This window comes from Streptomyces sp. Xyl84 (genome assembly GCF_059731885.1).
Map to the genome: position 1 here is coordinate 2,422,351 of NZ_AP029182.1, position 24,192 is coordinate 2,446,542.

The following is a 24,192-nucleotide window of genomic DNA, read 5'->3' on the forward strand; positions in this document are numbered from 1 at the left end:
TGCGGGTGCCCGTGGGGGACGATGCGCACCGGTGGAGCACCTTCCGTGGGGAGCGGGTCCTGGTCGTCGCCGCCCGTACGGTCACCTCGACGGTGCGGGTGCTGGAGGCGCTGCCCTCGCTCCTTCGGGGCGACGGCCGGGTGGCCGTCGTCTTCGCCTACGACCCCACTTCGGCCTTCAACGACGGGGTCCTCGAACTGCTGAACGGCACCGGGTGCCGGGTCATGCCCTGGGAGCAGTTGGGGGAGATCAGTCCCGATCTCGTTCTCTCCGCCAGCGAGAACATCGACGTGCCGGAGGGCGACTGTCCGGTGCTGGTGCTGCCGCACGGGGTCGGGTTCCAGAAGTTGGTGCCGGATTCGCGCAGCGCGCGGGTCAGGCTCTCCGGGGTCGTACCCGACTCCCTGCTGGAGTCGGGGCGTGCCTGGCTGGCGGTGTCGCATCCGGCGCAGGAGGAACAGCTGGTCGCCGACCGCCCCGAGGCCGCCGGGCGGACGCTGCTGGTCGGTGACCCGTGCTTCGACGAACTGGTCGCGAGCCGGCCGCGCCGGGCCGCCTACCGGGAGGCCCTCGGTGTCGCGGAGGGGCAGAAGCTGGTCGTGGTCAGTTCGACGTGGGGGCCCACCTCGCTCCTCGGCACCGACCCCGGACTGCTCCCCCGCCTCCTCGCCCAACTGCCCTGCGACGAGTACCGGTTTGGTCTGATCACCCACCCCAACGTCCGGTCCGCCCACGGTGCCTGGCAGCTCCGTACGCTGCAGGCCGCCGCCCTGGACGCGGGGCTGCTGCTGATGCCGCCCGTCCACGCGTGGCGGCCCGCGCTCGTCGCGGCGGACGTCCTGCTCGGCGACCACGGGTCGGTGACGCTGTACGGGGCCGCGGCCGGTACGCCGCTGCTGCTGGCCGCGTTCGGCGGTGACGCGGTGCCCGGGACCGCCGTGCACCGGATGGCGGCCCTCGCGCCCCGGCTGGATCCCCGTGGTGACCTGCGCCGGCAGGTGGAGGACGTGGTGCGTGAGCACGCCCCGGACCGGTACGCGGCGGTCGCCCGGCACGCCTTCGCCGAACCGGGGCACGCCCTCGCCCGGCTCCGCACAGCCCTGTACCGGCTGCTGGAACTTCCCGAGCCGTCCTCCCCGCCGCCTTCCTCGCCGATGCTTCCGGTGCCCGAGCCGGAGCCGCCCGCCTCGGTGGTCACCTCCTGGCAGGTGTCCACCGAGGTCGGGGGTCCGGGGACGGCTCCCAGCGTCACCGTGCGGCGGTTCCCGGCCTCCGTCGGCGCGTACGGGACGGTGCCCTCGGAGACGTCGTCCTGTTTCACCCACCTGGCCTGCGCGGACGACGAACGCGATCACCGGCTCGTCGAGAGCGCTTCGGTACTCCTACGGCGGCTGCCCGCGCCGTCCTCCGTCTCGGCGCTGGGCTGGATCCAGGAGACGCTCGCCCGGCTGCCCGGCAGCCTCCTCGCGGCCTCGGCCGTGCGCGGGGGCTGCTGTCTGGTCGGGCTCCGGGACGGGCGGGTGGTGGAGGTCTCCGTCACCGGGGCGGCCGTGGATCCCGGGCTGCCGGCCGCGGTCGTGTACGCCCTGCTCCGGACGGGGCACCCGCTGGGAGGAGCAGGTGCCCGGACCGGTGGGAGCGCCCCTGCCGGAGGCGGCCCCGGTACGAAGTCCGGCCCCGGGTCCGGTGGCGGCGGAGGCCCTGTCGGAGGCGGCCCCGGTCCCGCGTCCGGTGGGGGCAGAGGTTCGACCGGAGTCGGCCCCGGATCCGGTGGCGACGGCATCCCTGCCAGTGTCGGCCCCGGCCCAGACTCCGGCCCCGGATCCGGCGGCGGCGGAGTCCCCGCCGACGTCGGAGCCGGTGTCCAGGTGCTGCTGCGGGTCGGTGACGCGCGGGACGAGGACGTCGTCCTTCGTGTTCGGCCCGGGTACGCCCGGCGCCCGCTCCGCTGAGCGCCGTCAGCGGCCGAGATCCGCCAGACGGCGCCGCAGGTCCTCCGCCAGGCGGCTGCCGGTCGCCTCGTGGATCGCGACGGCCCGGGTCAGGCACGCGCGGACCAGGTCCTCGCGGCCTCCCGCCCGGGTCGCGAGGTCGGCGAGGTGCACCAGGGCCTGGGCCTCGTAGTGCGTGGCCTGCACCTCGGCCAACTCCTCGGCCGCCGCTCGGAGTTCGCTGATCGCTTCCTCCGTCTCGCCGAGGTGGCCGTGCACGACGCCGATCGCGGCCGTCACCCGGGCCGCCATGCGCCGGTCGGGCTCCCGGCGGTTCTCCAGCTCGTGCCGGGCCCGGCGCAGGGTGGCCATCGCCTCCGCGTGGTCCCCCGCCGCGTCCTGCGCACAGCCCAGGAAGTACGCGGCGATGGCCGCTCCGCGCGTCTCCCCCGCCCGTTCGTTGAGTTCCAGGGAGCGCCGGTACGCCTCGGCGGCGCGCGACGGCTCGAAGAGGTCGCGGTAGCGGCCGAGGAACTCCTGCACGGAGGCGCGCAGGACCAGGTGGCCGGATGTCTCGGCCAGGGTGACGGCCCGGTCCAGTTCCGCGCCCGCCCGGTCGTTCTCGCCGAGGTCCAGCAGGGGACGTGACAGCAGGCTGCGCAGCCGCGCCTCGGCCGCCGTGGCCTCGGCGACCTGTCCGGCCGTGTCCGCCGACGCCACCGCTGCCGCCGCCGCCTCGGCGCCCAGTTCCAGTGACTCCCGCCATGCCCCGAGGTAGCGGCGGTGGAGGAAGAGCGCCGTGAACACCTCGGCCAACTGCCAGACCAGGGCGTTCAGTTGGTGCCCCGCCGCCGCGCGCAGCACCGCCAGGACGGCGGCCCGTTCGGTGTCCAGCCACTCCAGCGGCGGCGGGCCGCCTGCTGCGGCGAAGGGGTCGTCGACGCCGCGCAGCAGGGCGGACAGGTCGGTGATCCGCAGCCGGTCGCGCCTGAGCGCGCGGTCGGCGCACGCGGTGAGGACGAGGTAGTGGGTGCCCACCCGCTCCGTCAGGGCCCTGTGCTCGGTCGGCGCCTCCTCCCGGGCCGCGCACTCGCGCGCGTGCAGGCGGACCAGGTCGTGCATGCGGAAACGGCCGTCGCCGACGGCCTCCACCAGGCTCGCCCGGGCGAGAGCGCGCAGCAGCCGGCTCGCGCCCGCCGTGCCGGTGCCGGCGGCGACGGCCGCCACGCCCGCGTCGAAGACGCCGACGGGCAGCCATCCCAGCAGGCGGTAGAGCCGGGCCGCGTCCGGCGGCAGCAGCCGGTAGGCGGAGCCGAGCACAGCGGACACCGAGATCTCCTCTCCGCCCGGGGCCGGGCCGTCGAGGGCCAGGCCCGGCAGTCTTCCGGTCTCGTCCGCCAGTTCGGCGGCCAGTTCGGTCATGCTCAGAGCGTCGTCGGTGGCCAGCCGGGCCGCCACGATCTGCAGGCCACCGGCAGTCCGCCGCACAGCTCCACGAGGCGTTCCGCCGCCTCCGGTTCCGCCGCTACGGCCTCCGCGCCGCAGCGGTCCCTCAGCAGCGCCAGACCGCCGTGCGCGTCCAGCGGCCGCACGGAGATCAACTGTGCTCCGTCCAGGGCCAGTTCCCCCAGTCTGCCGTGGCTCGTCACCAGGACCGCGCTGCCCGGGCCCTTGGGGATCAGCGCGCGTACCTGGGCGGGCTGGTCCACGTCGTCCAGGACGAGCAGGATGCGCAGGCCCGCCGAGCGGGTACGGAAGAGGTTGGTCCGCTCCGCGAGTGAGCCCGGGATGCCGTCGTCGCCGCCGGGCAGCGACCGCAGGCACATGGCGAGCGCCTCCGAGACGTCCGCACCGGCCGTCCCGCCGCCGGCGCCGGTCCCGATACCGGTGCCGGAGCCGAGCCGGGTTCCGTCCCCGGCACCGGCTCCGGTCGAGGTCCCGGTCCCGGCCCCCGGCGTGGTCCGGTCAGTCTGCCGGGAGGGACCCGAGCGGTCGCGCAGGGCCGCGAAGTCGACGTACAGCTGTCCGTCCGGGAAACGCTCCCGGGCCAGCGACGCCCACCGCCAGGCCGTGGTGGTCTTGCCGACGCCGGGGAGCCCGTTCAGGACGCCTACGCCGATGCCGGCGGGCCCCGCCGTGCCTTCGGCGGGCGCGGAACCCCGCGCCCGTCCGCCGAGCACCGCGTCCAGGGCGGCGAGTTCGGCCGTACGGTTGCTGAACGGGACGGTCACGGGCGGCACTTGGTCGGGCGTGACGGCGGGTGCCGAGGCGGGGCGCGTGGGCGGGGGGACGTTGAAGGTGATGCCGCCGTGGATGTGCGAACCCTGGAAGACCGGGCCGTTGTTCACGCCTCCGGTGACGAGGTGGACGAAGGTGTGCGACGCCTCCGGTGCCAGCTCGGACAGCAGCCGCGCCAGCTCCCCGGCGGCGCCGGCGTCCTGCCGGAACACCGCCTCCAGGTGCTGCCGCAGCCTGGCCTGTACGGCCGCCTGGGCGGAGGTGTCACCCGCCGCCCTGGCACGCTCCAGTTCCGCCCTCGCCGACCCCAGGTCGTCCGCGGCGGTCCCGGAGCGCTGCGCGCCGCGCCGTCCGAAGAACGCGGCCAGCCCGCTCTTCGCGCGCTCCCACGACTCCGACACCATCAGGCCGACCAGCGTCGTCGCCCCCGACGCGGCCAGTGCCGCCAACTCGGCTTCCACACCGTCCCCTTAGCGATCCAGCGCCCCCGTGAGGCAGTCCGGCACCCACCGTAGAGAGATCCCGGCCGCTTGGACAGCGCGGCTCGCCGTACGCGAGCGAGGGGCGTCTTCGCGGCGGGCACCCCGGCAACCTCCGGGCGCCGCGCCCACGTTCCCTGTCACGCCGCCGGCCTGCTCCCGTGTCCGCGCCGTGTACCGCCGTCCCCGCGTGGTTCCTCCGCGTACCGCCGGCCGGCCCCGGCCGCGCCGTCCGCGCTCTGGGGCACGCCGTGCGGATGCGGGTGATCCCGACTCGGGCGCCGGCACCGCGTTCGGATGGGCGAGGGCGGCCTCCACCATCCTGTCGCTGAGGACCGGCCCGGCGACCTCCCGGCCGGCGCCCTGCGCGGCGAAGGCGACCACACTGCGCCGGTCGTGGCACGGGCCGCCGGCAACCCCATACGGACGCAGCGGTTCCATAAATAATCGAGCGTTCAGGCGATTTATCCGCGCATGACGTCTGGTGCGGTGCTCGTGCCCGTTCCTAGACTGCCGCTGCTTCTGCGGCCCTGTCCGGGCGGCAGCTCATCACCTGGCCCGCGCCGTCCGAACGGCGGCGCTCCGTGAGGGAGGTTCCGACCATGGTCAAGCACTACCTCAAGTACGCCCTGAGCACTCTGTCCGCCGCGATGTTCGCGCACATGGCCTGACCCCGGGCCCCGGCACGCGCCGGGGGCGGGTGGGCGGACGGGGGCCACGAGCCGCCCGTCCGCCCGGGCCGGGGCCCGCGGGTGCGAGGTGACGAGTGAAGGCCGCCGGCCCGGTCCTGGGGCGGGGCTCCGGTCCAGGTCCAGGCGTCAGGAGGGCTCCCCTTGTTCGGCACCGCCCTGAGTCAGCTCCGCTACGGCATGGCCGTGCTGCGCAACCGCCCGATCCGGCCGCGTGACCTGGAGCGCATCGCCCGCGACCTGGTCGCCACGCTGGAGGAGTTCGGCGCGCCCGGCGCCGACTCGGCGCTGCTGCCGGGGCAGGCGGGACAGATCGATCCCGAGGTGCGGCGGACGGTCACCCGGCGCAGTCTGCGGGCCACCGCGCGGGCCGCGGTCCGGCACACCGCCTACTACCGGCACGTGTTCGAGCGAGCCGGACTCGACGCCGACGCCCTCGATCCCTGCGCCGACGGTTCCGGTGCCGGCAGTTGGTCGCAGGTGCCGGTCACCTCGAAGAAGGCGCTGCGCGGCATGCCCGGGGCGTTCGTGTCGGCCGCGGCGCGGCCCGCCCTGATGGCCCTCACCACGGGGACCAGCGGAACACCCACGGCCGTCTGGTACTCGCGTGCCGAACTCGACGTCACCATCGCGCTCAGCACCATCTCGGCCGCTCTCGGCATGGGACTGCGCCCGCACCACACCCTCGCCTACGCCGGCTGCTCGCGGGCCACGCTGCCGCTGATCAACGCCGAGGAGTCGACGACGCGGGTCGGCGCGTCCTTCGTCCAGTTCGGCACGCTGGCACCGGCCCTGGCCCTGGACCGGCTCGCCGCCCCGCTCGGGCTGCCGGGCAAGGCCGGCCAGATCACCCACCTCAGCACCTCGGCCTCCTACCTGTCCGCGCTGGTGCACCGGGCCGAGCGGGACGGCTGGCGGCCCGCGGACTTCGGGCTGCTGAGCATCGGCGTGGGCGGGGAGGTGCTGTCCGGGCCGCTGCGCGAGCGCGCCGAGGCCGTGTTCGGGGCGTCCGTCGGGACCTCGTACCTGATGACCGAGACGCTGCCCTCCGGCGGTACGCCGTGCGGCCAGGGGCATCTGCACCACACCCCCGAGTTCGGGCACCTGGAGGTCCTCGACCCGCAGACCTGGGAGCCGACGCCGCCCGGCGGCACCGGCGTGATCGTGCACACCCCCTACTTCCCCTACCGGGAGTGCACGCTGCTGCTGCGCTACGCCACCGGTGACCTCGTACGGACACCCTCCACCGCGCCCGCCTGCGAGCTGGCCCACCTGCCCGCCACCTCGGAGATCCTCGGCCGCTGGACCGGGCCGCTCAGCGCCTCACTGACCACCCGCGCCGTGCTCGACCTCGTCGAGGCCGAGCCCGAGGTGCCGCTGCCCGCCCGGTACTCGGTGACCGAACAGCCCGGCGGCGGCGCGCTGTTGCACCTGCTCGTGCCCTCCCTGCCCGCGACCGCGCTGCGGGCCCGGCTGGAGGAGCGCGCCACCGCGGCGGGCCTGCCGCTGGCCGGGCTGGTGCTCTACGACGACCGGTCGGCGATGCCGCCCACCAGTCCGCTCCGCGCCGACCTGCGCGAGCACAGCTTCGAGAGCGTGCCCGCGCCCGGCCGGCCGGACCGCCCGCCCCGCACCCACGCCGTCGCCGCGCACGGCGGGGCCGCGGCGGGCGAGGAAGGAGTGGCCGGCGCGTGAACGGAACCGCCCTGGTGGCACTGAGCTGTTGCGTGGCCGCGCTCATGGCGGTGGCCGGCGGCTATCTGGTCCGGGTCGCCATGCCCCGGCCGCCGGTCGGCGTCTACGCCCCGGCGGACGTCGCCGTGCTCTGCGCCGGGGTGGTCGTGGCCCCGCTGCTGTACGGCGCGCTGCCGGGCGCCTGGGTGTCGGCGCTGTTCGGTCTGGTGCTCTGCGTGGCCGTGCAGTTCACGCTGGCTCCGCTGTGTTCCGGCCGCTGGGCCTGGTGCCTCGCGCTCGCGGCGACCGGCCTGACCGCGGGGGCGGCCGTCGCGGGCGCGGCGGCCGGGGTGCGCGCCGGCACCGGCATGCTGCTGGCCGTGGCGGTGGTGGGCGTGGCGAACCTGTGGGCGCAGAGCGGGATGCGTTCGGCCCAGGTGGCCGCGCTGGCCGCCGCGTTGACCTGTTACGACCTGATCGCCACCACGCTCACCCACGTCACCGGGGACTTCTTCGAGCAGGTGCGGGGGCGCCCGTTCGCCCCGCTGCTCGCGCTCACCGGCGGCGCGCATCCGGTCGCCGTCGGCCTCGGGGACCTGCTGCTGCTCGTCCTGTTCCCGCTGGTGGCGGCGAAGGCGTACGGCCGGGGCGCTGCGCTGCTCGCGGGGGCCGTCGGGATCGCGGTCACCAGTGCGGTCAGCGCGCTGTTCGCCCTGGGCGCGCTCACGGAGGGCTTCCCCCTGCTGACCGCGCTGGGACCGCTGATCGTGGTGCAGCACGTGGTGTGGTCGCGCCGGGCGGGCGGGGAGCGGACCACCGCCCAGTGGCGTGCCGGTGCCGTGGCGCCCGCGCCGCGGCCGGGCGCCCTCGGGCCGGACGCCCGGCTGACCGCGGCGGTCGCCCTGACGACGGCCGACCTGACGGCCGCCGCGGAAGGAATGACCGCCTCCGGCGGCGGAACGGCGGTCGGCGGCGGGGGGCTGACGGCCGCCGGCGGGGGCCCCGCGGCCACCGTCGGAGGACCAGGGGCCGCCGTCGGAGGACCAGGGAACGCCGACCAAGGGATGACGGCCACCGCTTCGGGGCCGAGCGCGGGCGACGGGGCGCTGAGGGCCATCGGCGGGCTGCCGGAGGGCAGTTGGGTCGTTCTGCGCGACGGCCGTGTCGTCGGGTCCGGCGGCTCCCCCGGCCTGGCCCGTCGCGACGCCAGGGAACGCGGGGAAGGGGCCGGGCCGCTGGTGGCCCGCCTCGTCTGAGGGGCGCCGCCCCGGCCCCCGCCCCCGTCTCTCCGCCCCCGCCTCCGTCTCCGCAGCTGACGTGCCGTAGGTCACACGGCCTCACCTCGCACTCGGCGGTGCGTGCGTGAGCTGGGGCACACCCACGCTCCGACTCGCGGTCAACTCGGCGCGTCTTGGAAGCAATTGCGGGTATTAGTACAGGTGTCCTGTTTGGGACCAACATCTATTTCCGTAGTTTTCCGGCTGTTTGTCCCTTTCACTCAGATGGTCCGCCGAACGACACCTCGGGCCACAGGAAGCAGTACGGATATGTCCAATTCATCCGAGATGCCAGAAGTCCCCCTCACCCCCCACACAGTTACCGCCGCCGAGGCCGTCCCCGGCGATCTGATCGCCCTCTCGCGGGACGAGGCCGAGCGGCGGCAGTGGTGTGTCGTGATGCACACCCTGCCCGAGTCACCGGAGACGATCCGGGTGACCCTGCGGCCGCCGCTCGGCGGCCCCGACCGCGAGGCGGTCCTCGCGCGCGGCCAGGAGGTGGTCGTCGCCGGGCGGCGCGTCGACGTCGCCGCCGTGCCCGCCGTGTCGTCGCCGCGGCTGGACGCCGTCGAGTTCCGGGACGGCGACAGCGTCACCCGGCTGCGGGCCGTCGACCCGGAGGGCGTCGAGGTGACGTACCGGCGGCGCTGGGGGCTGTGGCACCGCGACCTCGACGCCCGCACCGCGCAGACCGTGTCCGACGACGTCGTACGGGCCTGGGCGGCCGACGCCGACCGGGCCGGGTACGTCGTACGGCACCACGGACGGCCGGCCCGCGAACCCTCGGCGGCCGGACCGCGGCGGGTCGTCGTGACCGGCCTCGGGGCCATGACGCCGCTGGGCGCCGGGGTGGGCGAGCTGTGGCAGGGGCTGCTCGCGGGGCGTCACGGCATACGGGAACTGGAGGGCGAGGAGTTCGCGGAGCTGCCCGTGCGCACCGCGGGCGTCGTGCCCGTGGATCCGTCCTCCCTGCTGCCCCGCGCCGCCGCCCGGCGGATGAACCGGGCCGCGCAGTTCGCCGTGCTCGCCGCCCGCGAGGCCTGGGGCGACGCCGGGTACGCCGAGGGCGGGACGCGGGAGAGCGGGCTCGACCCGGAGCGGGTCGGCGTCAGCCTCGGCTCCATCCTCGGGGACGCCTCGGTCCTCGTCGGCGGCGACCGGAAGCTGCGCGAGAAGGGGCCGCGCGGTGTGTCCCCGCTCACCACGCCCATGACCGTGCCCTCGCAGGCCGCCTCGCAGGTCTCGCTCGACCTGCACATCACCGGCGAGGCCCGGACCGTGACCAGCGCCTGCGCCTCCGGCACCGAGGCGATCGGACAGGCCGTCGACCGCATACGGTACGGCCGTGTCGACGTCGCCCTGGCCGGTGGCGCCGAGGCCGTCGTCACGCCGGCGATCATGGCGTCCTTCGCCGCCATGCGCGCCCTGTCCGGCCTGGATCCGGCCGACGGCACCTCACCTTCGCGGCCCTTCGCCAAGGACCGCGCCGGGTTCGTCAACGGGGAGGGCGCCGGGGTGCTCGTACTGGAGGCCGAGGAGCACGCCCGCGCCCGGGGCGCCCGGATCTACTGCGAGGCCGCCGGGTGGGGGCTGTCCGCCGACGCGCACCACATGGCGGCGCCCGACCCGTCGGGCGGCGGGGTCGCGCTCGCGCTGCGGCGGGCCGTGCGCGACGCGGGCGGGCACGTCGTGGACGTCGTCCACGTCAACGCGCACGCCACCGCCACCGCGGAGGGCGACCTCGCCGAGGCCGGGGCGCTGCGGGCCGTGCTCGGGGCGGGCGGCGTGCCCGTCACCGCGCTCAAGGGACACCTCGGGCACCTGCAGGGCGCCGCGGGCGGTGTCGAGGCCGTCGCCGCCGTACTCACCCTGCACAACGGCGTCGTACCGCCGACCGTGGGCTGCGCCGAGGTCGACGAGGAGATCGCGCTCGACATCGTCACCGGCGCGCCCCGCCCCCTGCCCGGCGACGGCGACCTGGTCCTGAGCAACTCCTTCGGCTTCGGCGGCCACAACGCCGTACTGGCCCTGCGACGGCTGCCCGCCGCACGCCGGGCCGGGCACTGAGCCCTGCGGGCGCCGGCCCCTCCCGCGCCAGGGCGTGTTCCGCAAGGAGCGCCGTCCGCCCGGAGACGGGCCCCGCTGCGTCCGGCGCGCGCGCTCGCGAGGCGGAAGGCCGTCCTCGTCCGTGCCCGACGCGGACGGTCCCCCGGCGACTGGGCGAGCGAGCGTGCCGGGCGCCGCCGGGCCGGGACACGTCCCGGCCGAAGACCGAGGGGGACTCCCGGCCGAAGGCTGGGGGCACCTCAGCGCCGGCAGGAGGGAGGCTCTCGGAACCCACCAAAGTCACCGGTATTGGGCCTAGGCCGTGCGTTTGCGGGAGGCCGCCTTCTTCGCCGGGGTCTTCTTCGCGGCCGACTTGCCGGACGAGGCGGTCTTCTTCGGCTGGGCGCGCGTCTGCGACGACTTGGACGCCGTCTTCTTGGCGCCGGAGGCGGTCTTCTTCGCGGAGGAGGCCGTCTTCTTGGCGGCCGTCTTCCCGGACTCTGCCTTCTGCGGAGCGGTGCGGGCCGCCTTGCGGCGCGGGAGGTGTCTGACCTCGGCGTCCCCCTCGCCCTCGGCCTCGGCTTCCTGGCCGCCCTCCCCGGCGGTCTTCGCCCCGTCCTCCTCCTCGCCGCGGGACCGCCTGGCCGCCCGCACGCTGTTCTCCAGGGCCGCCATCAGGTCGAGGACCTTGCCGCCGGGCGCCGGTTCGTGGGTCTCGGGGGGCGCCTCGCCGGAGGCCTTCGCGGCGATGACCTCCTCCAGGGCCTCGCGGTACTCGTCGTGCAGGTCCTCCAGGTCGACCTCGCCGAGGGTGTCCATCAGGGCGTCGGCGAGGTCCAGCTCCTTGTCGCGGACCGTGACGTCGGTCTCCGGGGCGACGCCCTGGGGCGTGCGGATCTCGTCCGGCCACAGCAGCCCGTGCATGGCGATCACGTCGTCCACCACGCGGAGCATGCCCAGGCGCTCGCGCCCGCGCAGGGCGAACTTCGCGATCGCCACCCGCTCGCTGCGCTTGAGCGCCTCGCGCAGCAGGGTGTACGGCTTGGCGGCCGGGGCGCCGCTCGCGGCCAGGTAGTAGGCGTGCTCCATCTGGAGGGGGTCGATCCGGTCGGCCGGGACGAAGGCCACGATGTCGATCGTCCGGGCGGTCGGCAGCGGCAGGTGGGCCAGGTCCTCGTCGGTGATCGGGATGATGGTGCCGTCCGCGTCCTCGTACCCCTTGCCGATCTCGCCCTGGGTGACCTCGCGGTCCTCCAGCTCGCACACCTTGCGGTAGCGGATGCGGCCGCCGTCCTCCGTGTGGATCTGGCGGAAGGAGATGGTGTGGTTCTCGGTGGCGTTCACCAGCTTGATCGGGATGCTGACCAGGCCGAACGAGATGGCACCGTTCCAGATGGATCGCACGTGCAGCACCTTCCGGGTCGGATCAAGCGGAGCCGTTTCGTCATATATGTCCATGTTTCATGCGATGAGCATGCTTTTCTTATCGTATGGCGCCGATCACAGTGGTGGCGGGGCGGCGGCTCGCGCTCAGCAACCTGGAGAAGGTCCTGTATCCCGCGACCGGGTTCACCAAGGGCGAGGTGCTGCACTACTACGCGACCGTCGCGGACGTCCTCCTCCCCCATCTGCGGGACCGCCCGCTGTCCTTCCTGCGGTACCCGGACGGGCCGGACGGCCAGGTCTTCTTCGCCAAGAACGTGCCGCCCGGTACGCCCGAGTGGGTGACGACGGCCGAGGTGCCGCGCTCGGAGGGGCCGGCCCGGATGGTGCTCGTGCAGGACCTGCCGAGCCTGATGTGGGCCGCGAACCTGGTGACCGAGTTCCACACCCCGCAGTGGGTGATCGCGGCGCCCGAGGAGGCCGACCGGATCGTCTTCGACCTCGATCCGGGACCGCCGGCGACCGTGGTCGACTGCTGCCGGGTGGCGCTGTGGCTGCGGGAGCGGCTGGCCGCGGACGGGATCGAGGCGTACGCGAAGACCTCCGGGTCCAAGGGGCTGCACCTGCTGGCCGCGGTGCGCGGGGCGTCCGGCGAGCGGACCTCGGCGTACGCGAAGGGGCTGGCCGTGGAGGCGGAGAAGGCGATGCCGCGGCTGGTGGTGCACCGGATGACGCGCAGTCTGCGGCCGGGGAAGGTGTTCGTCGACTGGAGCCAGAACGCGGCGCGCAAGACGACGGCGGCGCCCTACACCCTGCGGGCGCGGGCGGAACCCGCGGTGTCGGCACCGGTGACGTGGGAGGAGGTCACCGAGTGCCGCGCCCCGGGGCGGCTCGGCTTCCGGGCGGACGACATCGCGCCGCGGATCCAGGACTTCGGCGACCTGCTGGCCCCGCTGCTGGACACGGAGCGGGCACCCGAGGTGCCGTGACCGGCGGGCTCCGTCCACCGGTCCTGGAGGCCACGGAGGCCACGGAGGCCACGGACGACCGTCCGGGGTGCCGGGGCGGACGGACCAGCCGGGGCGGACGGACCAGTCGGCGCGGCGGGCCGGCGGCGCGGCCGACCGGCGGCCGGGGAGGACCGGCGAGCGCGGCGCGGCCGGCCCACGGCCGGGACGGGAAAGGGCGCGGCCCCTCCCGCGGGCCGCCGCCGGGTCACGCCCTCGCCCAGGTGCCCCGGTCCCGCGCCATCGCGTGCAGCGCTTCCACGTCCGCCGGTTTCAGCACGCCGCTCCCTCGGCCCAGGTCCGCCAGGTCCGTGTCCCGCAGGATGCGGACGCCGCGCGGCGGGGCCGTGACCCGCAGGTCGGCCGGACCGGTCAGCGCCAGCAGCGGGTGGACCTCGGCGGTGAGGGCGCGGGAGGCGCGGTCGGCGGCGGCGCGGACGCCGCGCAGCAGGGGCTCCGGCTCGTGGCGGCCCAGCGCGACCGACGGGTCGGCCACCCGCACCCGCTGCTTGCGCGCGTACAGGGAGTGCACGGTGAACAGTCCGCCGGGGCCGATCACCAGGTGGTGGATGCGGTCGCCGCCGGGCAGCGGGACGGAGTGCAGGACGCGCCAGCCGGCGCCCTCCAGCCGGTCGAGCGCCTCCCCCGTCGCCCGCTCCGCCGCGAGCGCCCGGCGGCGCGGGTCCGGGCGGAGGCGGTGGGCGGGGACCGGGTCCCGTTCGAGGGCGACGAGCAGCGCCTCGCCGGGGCGGTTCGGCGCCAGGTCGTCGTCGGGGTGGAGGCTCAGCCGGGCCAGGTCGGCGGGGGTGGGGACGGGCGGCGGGCCCACTGCGACCGGGCCGGTGAGGAAGGGCCCGAGCACCTCCAGCACGGCCTCGCGCTCGTCCTCGGCCGGCAGGTGGACGCGGGCGGCCTCGCGGTCGTACCAGGCGAGGACGCGCCCGTCGGCGGCCCGCACGTACAGCCGCTCCTGCCCCTGGTGTCCGCCCGGTACGACGCGCAGGCGGCCCGGACCGGGCGGGCCGGGCAGCCGACGTGGTCCGCTCATGCGCCATCACCCCCGCGACCATGGGAACAGGCGGGGTGCTGCCGGGGCAAGAACACGGCTACCTTTGAAGTGCCGTGGGTGGGGAGTTGGGGAGGCGCGCCGTTGCGGACCCGTGGGAACCAGCCCGACGTACCGGCTCCGGGCAACCCCTGGAGCGAGATCGTGCCCGGCCTGTGGATGGGCGGACACGAGTTCAGGAGCGGCGCCGGAGCGCTGGAGACCGTCGTCGTGCACGACGAGTTCGACCTGGTGCAGTCGCTGCTCCGGCTCCCGGGGTACGGCCCCGGCCCCGGCGTCACGCACCAGGTGTGGCCGATCCCCGACGGGCCGCTGGACGGCACGCAGCTGGCCGGGGTGATGCGCCTCGCACAGGCCGCCTGTGCCGCGCTGGACTCCGGCGGCCGGGTGCTGGTGCGCTGCTACTCCGGATACAACCGCTCGGGCCTCGTCGTCGGCCACGCCCTGATGCTGCGCGGGTACCGGGCCGAGGAGGCGATCCGGCTGATCCGCGAGCGCCGCTCGCCGTGGGCCCTGCACAACGAGCTGTTCGCCGACTACCTGCGGGCGGGCCTGGCGACGGCCCGGCTGCTGGAGGAGCTCGGGGAGCCGGCCGCCGAGTAGGGGATCCGTTTCTCACCTTCGCTGCGTACGCTCTGCGCACGCCCCCGCGTCACACCCGCCCGGGGCGGCAGCCCGTACGCGAGAACGACTTGCCCCGAATAATACGAATAAGGTGTACGAGGCTCGCCCCGGCCACCACCCGCCACCCGCCGTCCGCCCTCCGGAGAGCAGTGTTCCGCCAACGCCCCGCCCTCGTGACCGCCGTCGTGGCCCTGCTGCTGGCCACGGCGGCGGGCTGCGGCGACGCGGGCGGACTGCGCCCCGCGGGCACCACCCCGACCGCGGTCAGCCCGGCCCGGCTCTGGCCCTCGCTGCGGCCGGCCGCCAGCCCCGCGTGGCCGTACGACGAGGTGCAGATCGAGACGGTGAAGGGGATCACCGCCCCCGGCGACGACATCCGCGCGGTCGACCCGGTGGCCGTCGTACGGGCCGAGGTCGCCGCGCACCCGGACGACTACAAGGGCGCCAAGGCGCCGTACCGGGACACGGCCGCCCGGCTGGCGGACTGCGGCGCGGGGCCGGGCCGGGGCGGCTGCCCGGTCCTGCGGCCGTACTACCGCGACCTCACCGGCGACGGGCGCGTCGACCTGACGCTGGGTTTCCGGCTGTACCCCACCAACCAGACGGCCGTGCGGGTGTACACCTTCGAGGGGCACCGGCTCGTGCAGGTCTTCGCCAACGACGACGCGGTGATCGGCGTGGAGCTGGCCGGGCGCGCCGTGATCATCCGGTCGCCGGCCGGGATCGCCGGGTACGAGTACCGCACGACGTGGACCTGGGACCCGGACCAGCGGGCGATGGTGTTCTCCCGCGACGAGTTCCTGCGCACCGGCCCGCACAAGCCGACGCGGGCCCACACCCCTGCGGCCACCGCCGCCCCCTCCCCCGTGCCCCGGCCGACGCCGACTCCCGGCCTGACCCCGCCGGCCGCCTCCTCGGGACCGGACCCGGCGTCCGGAGCCGATCCGGCGTCCGAAGACGGCCCGTGGGCCGGTTCCGGTCCGGAGGCCCCCTCCTCGTCGGCCGCGGCGTCCGCGAGCGGCCGATGAGGAGGAGGGTGCCGCTCCCCCGGTGGACCGGGACGCTCGCCGTGAAGGCCGCGGCCTTCATCACGGTGATGTGCTGCGCGCTGGCCGCGCTGCTCGGCATCCTGGTGCACGTCTCGGTGACCGACCAGACCGTCGGCCAGGCCCGCGAGCTGGCGCTGGCCCGGCTGAAGGACGCCACGAGCGCGTTCGAGTCCGGGGACACGCTGCTGCCCGGCGCGGGCGTCGACCCGGAGGGGCTGCCGCCGTCGCTGCGGCGGCTGGCGGCGGACGGGCAGCGCGGCACGGTGGTCGGGCGGCACCACGGGCGGCCCACGATGTGGGCGGCCGGCCCCGCCGACCACGGACGGACGCTGGCCGTCGAGGTCGACTACTCGCAGCAGGCGCACACCATCGCCGGTCTGGACAACGCCATCCTGTGGTCGTCCGGGCTGGCGATCGGGGCGACGCTGCTGGTGGGCGCGTTCGCGGTGACCCGGGTGACCCGGCGGCTGCACGCGACCGCGCTGGTGGCCCGGCGGATCAGCACCGGCGACCTGGACGCGCGGGTGCACGACCCGCTCGCCCGGGACCGCACCCGTCCCCAGGACGAGGTGGCCGCGGTCGCCGCCGCGCTGGACTCGATGGCCGCCTCGCTCCAGGGCAAGCTGATGGCCGAGCAGCGGTTCACCGCGGACGTGGCGCACGAGCTGCGCACCCCGCTGACCGGTCTGCACGCGGCGGCCGAACTGCTGCCGCCGGGCCGCCCGACGGAGCTGGTGCGCGACCGCGTCTCGGCGCTGCGCACGCTCACCGAGGACCTGCTGGAGATCTCCCGGCTGGACACCGGGCGGGAGCGGCCGGCCCTGGACGCCGAGCACCTGAGCACGGTGGTGCGGCGGGCGGCGCGCGCGGCGGACGCCACGGCCGGGGACGGCACGGCCGGGGACGGCACGCGGGTCAGGGTCGTCCGGGACGTGTACGTCGAGACGGACCGGCGGCGGCTGGAGCGGGTGCTGGGCAACCTGGTGGCCAACGCGCACCGGCACGGCCGGCCGCCGGTGGTGCTGACCGTGGACGGGCCGGCGGTCACCGTCCGCGACCACGGCGACGGCTATCCGGAGTACCTGCTGGAGCACGGGCCGCAGCGCTTCCGCACGGAGGGCGGTGCGACCGGGCACGGACTCGGGCTGACCATCGCCCGGGGCCAGGCGGAGGTACTGGGCGCCCGGCTGGAGTTCGCCAACGCGGCGGACGGCGGCGCGATGGCGACCCTGACCCTGCCGCAGAGCCCGCCGGGGACGGCGGAACCCCTACCGGAGGGCTCCGGACCACCCGCCAAGAAGACCAGTCCTGACCGGTCCTGACGGACCAGCACCGGATTCCCGACGGACCCACCCACCGGCTTCCTGGCGGCCTCGCGCCGGATTCCTGACGGACCCACCGGCTCCCCGGCGGCCTCGCACCGGGCTCCTGACGGGCCCGTACCCGATTCCTGGCGGACCCCTGCCGGCATCCTCGGCGGCTCGTCGCGGGCCCCCGCCCGGTCCCTGGCGGCATTTCAGGTGACGTCCTCCTCACCCCCGCAGCGTGGCGGAACGCCCCCGGCGTCTGCGCTCCTAATGTGGCGGTAAGTCAGATAAGTCCGCCCTCGCGGACTTCGTCGCCCCGCTGGAGGTTGTCCATGTCCCTGCGTTCCCCGCTCGCCCGGCTGGCCGTGACGGCCGCCGCCGGCGCCCTCCTGGCCGCCGCCGTCGCGCCCGCCGTCGCCGAAGCGGACGGCCACGGCACCCCGGCGGTCACCCCCGGCCCGGGCGGCAGCGCCACCACCACCCCGGCCGGCCAGGCCCACCCCGCCGCACCGGCCGGCACCGCCACCCCCGCACCGGCCGGCTCCCCCGCCACCACCCCGGCACCGAGCGGCACCCCGGACGCCGCCACCCGCTTCTACCGGGGCCGCGTCACCGCGCGCGGCGGCCTCGCGCTGCGCTCGCGGCCGGACCGCGGCAGCCGGGTGCTCCGGGTGGCCCGGCAGGGCGAGACCGTGTGGATCTACTGCAAGACGAACGGCTCGAACGTGGGCGGCAACCACCTGTGGTACCTGCTCGCGGACGGCACCTGGGCGTGGGGCACGGCCCGCTACATCGACAACGTCGGGCCCGCGCCACGCTGGTGCTGACCCGTACGGCGTCCGATATGCATCTTTTAGGTAGGTTCCGGGCATGAACAAGGCCGGAACCACCGGGGGCCCCGGAAACACCGGGAGCCCCGGAAGCCCTGGCCCCGCCGGAGCCACCGTGGCGGCGGCCCCGCCCGCCCCGGGCGCCGTCGTCCGGCTCCCCCGGCGCCGCGGCATCGAACTCGCCCTCATCGTCCTCGCCGTCCTGCTGTCCGTGTACGGCTACTGCGCCGTCGGCCTGGCGAAGTCCGGCACCCTCCCGCCCGGCGCCGCCGGTTACGGCGCCGGGCTCGGCGTGCTCGCGCTGCTCGCGCACGGCGCGGTGCGCCTGCGGGCGCCGTACGCCGACCCGCTGCTGCTGCCCATCGGCGTGCTGCTGAACGGGCTCGGCCTGGTGCTGATCTACCGCCTGGACCTGGAGACGCCCGGCGAGGAGGCGGCGCCCGTGCAGTTGGTGTGGTCCACCCTGGGGGTGGCACTGTTCACCCTGGTCGTGCTCGTGCTGCGCGACCACCGCTGGCTCCAGCGGTACGCGTACGTCTGCGTCGTCGCCGCCCTCGCGCTGCTCACGCTGCCCATCCTCTTCCCCGCCGTGAACGGCGCCCGCATCTGGATCCGGCTCGGCGGCTTCTCCTTCCAGCCGGGCGAGTTCGCGAAGGTGCTCCTCGCGGTGTTCTTCGCCGCCTACCTGGCCGCCAACCGCAGCGCGCTCGCGTACACCGGCCGCCGGGTGTGGCGGATGCAGCTGCCCACCGGCCGGGTGCTCGGGCCGGTGGTCGCGATCTGGCTGCTGAGCGTGGGCGTGCTGGTGCTGGAGCGGGACCTCGGGACCTCGCTGCTGTTCTTCGGGCTGTTCGTCGTGATGCTGTACATCGCCACCGGCCGCACCGGCTGGATCGCCCTCGGGCTGCTGCTCGCGGTGGCCGGAGCCTTCGCCGTCGGCTGGCTGGAGCCGCACGTGCACAGCCGGGTGGCGGAGTGGCTGCACCCGTTCGCGTCCATCGAGGCCGGCCGGGGCCCCGGCCAGGTCGCCCAGTCGCTGTTCTCGTTCGCGGCGGGCGGGCTGCTCGGCACCGGCCTGGGGCTCGGCCACTCGGTCCTGGTCGGCTTCGCGGTCAAGTCGGACTTCATCCTGGCCACCGCCGGGGAGGAACTGGGCCTGGCGGGGCTCTCGGCGGTCTTCCTGCTGTACGCGCTGCTCGTCGAGCGCGGCTACCGCGCGGGCCTGGCGCTGCGCGACCCCTTCGGCCGGCTCCTGGCGGTGGGTCTGGCCTCCATCGTGGCGCTCCAGGTCTTCGTGATCGCGGGCGGGGTGACCGGGCTGATCCCGCTGACCGGCATGGCGATGCCGTTCCTGGCCCAGGGCGGTTCGTCGGTGGTCACCAACTGGGCGATCGTGGCGCTGCTGATCCGGGTCAGCCATGTCGCGCGGCGGCAGTACGACGGGACGGTGGCGCCGTGAGGGGCGGGCGGGCCGCTTCGGAGGCCGTCCGGTGAGCCGGCACATCCGGCACGCGGCCGCCTTCTGCGTGCTGCTGCTGGTGGCGCTGCTGGTGAACACGGCCTGGCTCCAGGTGCTCCACGGCCCCTCCTACGGCGGCAATCCGGCCAACCGCCGTCCCACCATCGCCCGGTACGAGCAGCCGCGCGGTGAGATCCTGGTCGGCGGCCGGCCGGTCACCGGCTCCCGGGACACCGGCGAGCAGCTCCGCTACGAACGGACGTACGCGGACGGCCCGTTGTACGCCCCGGTCACCGGCTTCGCCTCGCAGCGCTACGGGACGACGTTCCTGGAGCACGCCGAGGACCGGGTGCTGGCGGGCACCGATCCGATGCTGGCCGGGTTCCCCCTGTGGCACGACTTCACCCGGGGCCGGCCCGCGGGCGGCAACGTGGTGACGACCCTGAACGCGGCGGCGCAGCGCGCGGCGTTCGACGGACTGGGCGCGCGCAAGGGCGCGGTCGCGGCGGTCGAACCGGCGACGGGCCGGATCCTGGCGCTGGTGTCCACCCCCTCGTACGACCCCGCGGAGCTGTCCGGGAACGGGCCGGCGGTGGCGGCGGCCTGGGCGCGGCTGAACGACGATCCGGAGAAGCCGATGCTGAACCGCGCGGTGCGGCAGACGTATCCGCCCGGTTCGACGTTCAAGGTGGTGACCGCGGCGGCGGCCCTGGACGCGGGCCTGGTGACGGACCTGGACGCGCCGACGGACTCGCCGGACCCCTACCGGCTGCCCGGCAGCACGACACGGCTGGTCAACGAGGCCGACGACTGCGAGAACGCGTCGCTGCGCCTCGCCTTCGAGTGGTCGTGCAACACGGTGTTCGCCAAGCTCGGCGTGGACGTCGGCGCGCAGGCCATGCGGCAGGCGGCGGAGGGCTTCGGTTTCGACGACCCGGACCTGAAGGTGCCCTTCTCGGTCACGCCGAGCACGTTCGACGCGCCGGCGGACCGGGCGCAGCTGGCGCTGTCGTCGATCGGGCAGTACAACACGCGGGCGACGCCGTTGCAGATGGCGATGGTCGCGGCGGCGGTCGCGAACGGCGGGCAGGTGCGGGTGCCGTACCTGGTGGAGCGGACCACGCGCAGGGGCGGGGACATCGTGTCGGCGGCCGGTTCCCAGCCGGTGCGGCAGGTGATGCGGGCGACGACGGCGGCCCGGCTGCGGGAGCTGATGTGCGGCGTGGTGACCGACGGCACCGGCGGCAACGCGGCGATCCCGGGCGCCGTGGTCGGCGGCAAGACCGGCACCGCCCAGCACGGCGTGGGCAACACGGGGACGCCGTACGCCTGGTTCATCTCCTGGGCGCAGGGCGCCGGCGACATGGATCCGCGGGTGGCGGTCGCCGTGGTGGTGGAGGACGCCTCCGCCCGGCGCGGTGACATCAGCGGCGGCGGTACGGCGGCCCCGATCGCGAAGGCGGTCATGGAGGCGGTGCTGCACGCGCCGGGGACACCGGCTCCGTAGACGCCGGGTCAACAAGTCCGGCCCAGGGGATTGACGAGCTTGCTGACAGGCAGTCTCATAAGGGGGGAGGAACTGACTCCCCGGTAACCAGCCGATCCAGCCGGCCACATGCCCGTACGACGAGGTGGGACAGCCATGACGACCGTGACGGAAGCCGACGCGCTCGCCGGACTGCGCGACGCGCTCGGACTGCTCAAGGACCGGGAGCAGGTGGCCGAGCGGCTGCTCGACTCTTCCGCCAAGCACTCCTTCGACCCGGACAGGGAACTGGACTGGGACGCGCCCTTCGAGGAGGGCAAGTGGTTCTGGCCGCCGGAACTGGTGTCGCTGTACGGCACGCCGCTGTGGAAGCGGATGAGCGAGGAGCAGCGGATCCTGCTCTCCCAGCACGAGGCCGCCGCCCTCGCCTCCCTCGGCATCTGGTTCGAACTGATCCTGATGCAGCTGCTCGTCCGGCACATCTACGACAAGTCGGCCACCAGCGCCCACGTCCGGTACGCCCTCACCGAGATCGAGGACGAGTGCCGGCACTCGAAGATGTTCGCCCGCCTGATCACCCGCGGCGGTACCCCCTGGTACCCGGTGAGCCCCGCCCACCAGCACCTCGGCCGGCTCTTCAAGACCATCTCCACCACTCCCGGCTCCTTCACCGCGACGCTGCTCGGCGAGGAGGTGCTCGACTGGATGCAGCGGCTGACCTTCCCCGACGAGCGGATACAGCCGCTGGTCCGCGGGGTCACGCGGATCCACGTCGTGGAGGAGGCCCGCCACGTGCGCTACGCCCGCGAGGAGCTGCGCCGCCAGATGGTGACGGCACCGAGGTGGTCCAAGGAGTTCACCCGGGTCACCTCCGGCGAGTTCGCCCGGGTCTTCTCCATCGCCTTCGTCAACCCCGAGGTGTACACGAACGTGGGGCTGGACAAGCGCGAGGCCATGGCCCAGGTGAAGGCCAGCGGCCACCGGCGCGAGGTCATGCAGAACGGCGCCAGGCGGCTCACCGACTTCCTCGACGACATCGGGGTGCTGCGGGGCGTCGGACGGCAGCTGTGGCGGTCCTCGGGCCTGCTGGCGTAGGTCCCGTCGTGGACGCGCGGTGGCGCGGGAAGGGGCCTGATCGGCACGGCCGTGCGGGGCGGTCACCGATTACGCTGCTGGTCATGAGCCCTGCCGCCCCGACCCCCGCCTACCGCCGCCTCAGCGTCGAGGAACGGCGCGCTCAGCTGCTCGAAGCGGCCCTGTCCCTCTTCGCGCACCGGGCGCCCGAGGAGGTCTCGCTGGACGACGTGGCGGAGGCCGCCGGCGTGTCACGGCCGCTGGTGTACCGGTACTTCCCCGGCGGCAAGCAGCAACTGTACGAGGCCGCGCTGCGCTCCGCCGCCGACGAGCTGCGGCACTGCTTCGACGAGCCGCGCACCGGCCCCCTGCTGCCCCGCCTCGCCCGCGCCCTCGACCGCTACCTGGCCTTCGTCGACCAGCACGACGCCGGGTTCACCGCGCTGCTCCAGGGCGGCAGCGTGGTCGAGACGTCCCGCACGACCGCCATCGTGGACGGGGTGCGCCGGGCCGCCGCCGAGCACATCCTCAGCCACCTGCGGGTGACCGACCCCGGGCCGCGGCTGCGGATGACCGTGCGGATGTGGATCACGGCCGTGGAGGCCGCCTCCCTGATCTGGCTCGACGAGGACAAGCAGCCGCCCCTCGGGGAGCTGCGGGACTGGCTGGTCGAACAGTTCGTGGCCGTGCTGACGGTGACCGCCGCCCGTGACGCGCAGACCGCCGCCCTGGTCCAGGGCCTGACCTCGGCGGATGACTGACACTGGTGCCGTGAAGAGCGAACAGACCCCGTTCGAGGGCGGCCCCATGGACGGCCGCGTGCTGCCCGTGCTGGTGGGTCCCACCGGCCACCCGCCCAAGACGTACCGCATCCCGGTCCCGGACCCGGCGGGCGGCCCGCCCACCGTGCTCGTCTACCGGCGGGTGCCGCGCGCACAGAGCAGGAGGCTGGGGCTGCCGCGGGGGTGGAAGTACGAGTTCGACCCGGAGGGGAAACAGGACGGCCGGCCGAAGTGGCCGTGGTCCCGTCCCACGCCCCGGAACGGCCCGGAGGGCAAGCCGGGTGACACCGGCGGGTGACCGTGTTGCGCCGGCCGGCGTACCACGGGCACACAAATCGGCTCATACGTCGAATCCTCACGGTGTGGAGCGGAGAGGCCGCCCCGCGCCGGAGGTGATGACGTGTCAAAAAGGGCGCTGCGCCTGGTGTGCACGGCGGCGATGGCGGCCCAGGCCGCCCTCGTGCCGGTGACCGCCGGTGCCCAGCCACGGCCGGCCGGCCCCGGGCAGGGGCCGGGGCAGTCGTCGGAGCAGCCGGCCCCGCAGTCGCCGGAGCAGCCGGCCCGGCCGTCGTCGGGCGGTGCGCCGGGACAGCCGTCCGGACACCTGCTCACCCTGCCGGGCGCTCGGACGGACCGTCAGCCGGTCGGCGGACCGAGCGGCCAGTCGCTGGAGCAGCCGTCCGTCGTCGCCCTGCTGACGGATTTCCAGGCGTTGTACCAGCAGGCCGAGCAGGCCACCGAGACCTACAACGCCGCCGCGCAGCGGCTGGAGCGGCAGCGCGCCGAGACCGACCGGCTGACCGCCGCCCTCGCCCGGGCCCGGGCCGCCCTGCACGACGGCCGGGCGGCGGCCGGACGGCTGGCCCGGCAGGAGTACCAGGGCACCAGCGACTTCTCCCCCTACCTGCGGCTGATGCTGGCCCGCGACCCGCAGCACGCGCTGGAGGAGGGCCACGTCATCGGCCAGCTGGCGCGGGAGCGGTCCGAGACGGTGGCCCGGCTGACGGCCAGCGAGAAGAAGGCGCAGGACCTGGCGCGCGCCGCCCGCTCGGCGCTCGACACCCGTCTCGCCCTGGCTCGCCGCCGGCAGCGGGCCCGCGACGACGTCCGCGGCAAGCTGCAGGCCATCGAGAAACTGCTCGCCTCGCTCAGCCCGGCGCGGCTGACGGCGCTCGCCGCTCTGGAGGAGGCCGGGATCGCGCGGGCGCAGGACAGGCTCCTGGCCTCGGGCGCCCTCGGCGGCGACCGGCCGCCCACCCCGCAGGGCGAGGCGGCGGTGCGCTACGCGGTGGACCAGCTCGGCAAGCCGTACCAGTGGGGCGCGACCGGCCCGGCGGCGTACGACTGCTCGGGCCTGACCTCGCGGGCCTGGGGCCAGGCCGGTACGCCCATCCCGCGCACCAGCCAGGAGCAGTGGGCCCGGCTCGCGCACGTACCGCTGAAGGAGCTGCGGCCCGGCGACCTGGTGGTGTACTTCCCCGAGGCCACGCACGTCGCCCTCTACCTCGGCCACGGCCTGGTGGTGCAGGCGCCCCGGCCGGGCGCGCGGGTGAAGGTGTCACCGCTGGCCGCCAACCCGGTACTGGGGGCGGTGCGGCCCGACCCGGCCGGCAAGCCCCTGCCGCGCTACACGCCGCCGAGGCTCCCCGCACTCCCCCGGGACCCGGCCGGCGGACCGGCCGCGGGGCCGGCGACCGTGGGGCCGCCCGCGGTCTTCGGTCCGGCGAAGCCCGCGGTCCTGTAGAAGCCCTGGTGGACCAGGGCCTCCGGCCCGACCCTGACGACAGGGCC

Annotated in this window: 19 protein-coding genes; 15 read left to right on the top strand and 4 right to left on the bottom strand. The window is 75.3% G+C overall.

Annotated elements, in window-relative coordinates; translation table 11 throughout:
• Positions 1-11: 11 nt before the first annotated feature.
• On the top strand, positions 12-1,952 hold the full coding sequence (locus AC6I72_RS10275; RefSeq protein WP_498000507.1) for a hypothetical protein: 1,941 nt from the start codon (positions 12-14) through the stop codon (positions 1,950-1,952).
• Between the two features lie 6 nt (positions 1,953-1,958).
• Here the strand turns inward: AC6I72_RS10275 and AC6I72_RS10280 are convergent, their stop codons facing one another.
• The gene (locus AC6I72_RS10280; protein WP_498000508.1) at positions 1,959-3,419 is read right to left on the bottom strand and encodes a hypothetical protein; all 1,461 of its coding nucleotides are present in this window, start codon (positions 3,417-3,419) and stop codon (positions 1,959-1,961) included.
• Positions 3,356-4,630, bottom strand: coding sequence for a hypothetical protein (locus AC6I72_RS10285; RefSeq protein WP_498000509.1), 1,275 nt, complete (start codon positions 4,628-4,630; stop codon positions 3,356-3,358). The genes AC6I72_RS10280 and AC6I72_RS10285 overlap by 64 nt, the downstream gene beginning before the upstream one ends.
• Positions 4,631-5,481: 851 nt before the next feature.
• On the opposite strand from AC6I72_RS10285, the gene AC6I72_RS10290 reads away from it, so the two are divergent.
• The 3 genes from AC6I72_RS10290 to AC6I72_RS10300 all read left to right on the top strand — a co-directional run bounded on the left by AC6I72_RS10290 (position 5,482) and on the right by AC6I72_RS10300 (position 10,355).
• Positions 5,482-7,032 (top strand): phenylacetate--CoA ligase family protein, encoded by a 1,551-nt coding sequence (locus AC6I72_RS10290; RefSeq protein WP_498000510.1) that lies wholly within the window; start codon positions 5,482-5,484, stop codon positions 7,030-7,032.
• Positions 7,029-8,267 carry a hypothetical protein gene (locus AC6I72_RS10295; protein ID WP_498000511.1) on the top strand — a complete coding sequence of 413 codons (1,239 nt, stop codon included), beginning with the start codon at positions 7,029-7,031 and terminating at the stop codon, positions 8,265-8,267. Before AC6I72_RS10290 ends, AC6I72_RS10295 begins: the two co-directional genes overlap by 4 nt.
• Positions 8,268-8,576: 309 nt before the next feature.
• Positions 8,577-10,355: a beta-ketoacyl-[acyl-carrier-protein] synthase family protein gene (locus AC6I72_RS10300; protein ID WP_498000512.1), complete on the top strand. Its 1,779-nt coding sequence runs from the start codon at positions 8,577-8,579 to the stop codon at positions 10,353-10,355.
• Positions 10,356-10,649: 294 nt separating this feature from the next.
• Here AC6I72_RS10300 and ku read toward each other — a convergent pair whose 3' ends face one another.
• A complete protein-coding gene (ku, locus tag AC6I72_RS10305) occupies positions 10,650-11,738 on the bottom strand; it encodes a non-homologous end joining protein Ku (protein WP_498000513.1) in 1,089 nt (362 codons plus the stop codon).
• A gap of 86 nt (positions 11,739-11,824) precedes the next feature.
• Here ku and ligD point away from each other — a divergent pair, with 86 nt between their 5' ends.
• The gene (ligD, locus tag AC6I72_RS10310; protein ID WP_498000514.1) at positions 11,825-12,706 is read left to right on the top strand and encodes a non-homologous end-joining DNA ligase; all 882 of its coding nucleotides are present in this window, start codon (positions 11,825-11,827) and stop codon (positions 12,704-12,706) included.
• A gap of 226 nt (positions 12,707-12,932) precedes the next feature.
• On the opposite strand, the gene AC6I72_RS10315 is transcribed toward ligD, so the two are convergent.
• Positions 12,933-13,772 carry a nuclease-related domain-containing protein gene (locus AC6I72_RS10315; RefSeq protein WP_498000515.1) on the bottom strand — a complete coding sequence of 280 codons (840 nt, stop codon included), beginning with the start codon at positions 13,770-13,772 and terminating at the stop codon, positions 12,933-12,935.
• A 102-nt stretch (positions 13,773-13,874) separates the two neighbouring features.
• Between AC6I72_RS10315 and AC6I72_RS10320 the strand changes: the two genes are divergently transcribed.
• From AC6I72_RS10320 to AC6I72_RS10365, 10 genes are all read left to right on the top strand, one after another.
• On the top strand, positions 13,875-14,393 hold the full coding sequence (locus AC6I72_RS10320; RefSeq protein ID WP_498000516.1) for a protein-tyrosine phosphatase family protein: 519 nt from the start codon (positions 13,875-13,877) through the stop codon (positions 14,391-14,393).
• Positions 14,394-14,587: 194 nt separating this feature from the next.
• Positions 14,588-15,442, top strand: a complete 855-nt coding sequence (locus AC6I72_RS10325; protein WP_498000517.1) for a hypothetical protein — start codon at positions 14,588-14,590, stop codon at positions 15,440-15,442.
• Positions 15,439-16,785, top strand: coding sequence for an ATP-binding protein (locus AC6I72_RS10330; RefSeq protein ID WP_498000518.1), 1,347 nt, complete (start codon positions 15,439-15,441; stop codon positions 16,783-16,785). The genes AC6I72_RS10325 and AC6I72_RS10330 overlap by 4 nt, the downstream gene beginning before the upstream one ends.
• A 317-nt stretch (positions 16,786-17,102) precedes the next feature.
• Positions 17,103-17,597, top strand: coding sequence for an SH3 domain-containing protein (locus tag AC6I72_RS10335; protein ID WP_498000519.1), 495 nt, complete (start codon positions 17,103-17,105; stop codon positions 17,595-17,597).
• Between the two features lie 43 nt (positions 17,598-17,640).
• A complete protein-coding gene (locus AC6I72_RS10340) occupies positions 17,641-19,059 on the top strand; it encodes an FtsW/RodA/SpoVE family cell cycle protein (RefSeq protein ID WP_498000520.1) in 1,419 nt (472 codons plus the stop codon).
• A 31-nt stretch (positions 19,060-19,090) separates the two neighbouring features.
• The gene (locus AC6I72_RS10345; protein WP_498000521.1) at positions 19,091-20,566 is read left to right on the top strand and encodes a penicillin-binding transpeptidase domain-containing protein; all 1,476 of its coding nucleotides are present in this window, start codon (positions 19,091-19,093) and stop codon (positions 20,564-20,566) included.
• A gap of 135 nt (positions 20,567-20,701) precedes the next feature.
• Positions 20,702-21,640, top strand: coding sequence for an AurF N-oxygenase family protein (locus tag AC6I72_RS10350; protein WP_498000522.1), 939 nt, complete (start codon positions 20,702-20,704; stop codon positions 21,638-21,640).
• Between the two features lie 83 nt (positions 21,641-21,723).
• Positions 21,724-22,380: a TetR/AcrR family transcriptional regulator gene (locus AC6I72_RS10355; protein WP_037852217.1), complete on the top strand. Its 657-nt coding sequence runs from the start codon at positions 21,724-21,726 to the stop codon at positions 22,378-22,380.
• A gap of 10 nt (positions 22,381-22,390) precedes the next feature.
• Positions 22,391-22,699, top strand: coding sequence for a DUF8847 domain-containing protein (locus AC6I72_RS10360; RefSeq protein WP_498000523.1), 309 nt, complete (start codon positions 22,391-22,393; stop codon positions 22,697-22,699).
• Positions 22,700-22,801: 102 nt separating this feature from the next.
• Positions 22,802-24,145, top strand: coding sequence for a C40 family peptidase (locus tag AC6I72_RS10365; protein WP_498000524.1), 1,344 nt, complete (start codon positions 22,802-22,804; stop codon positions 24,143-24,145).
• Positions 24,146-24,192: the final 47 nt, after the last annotated feature.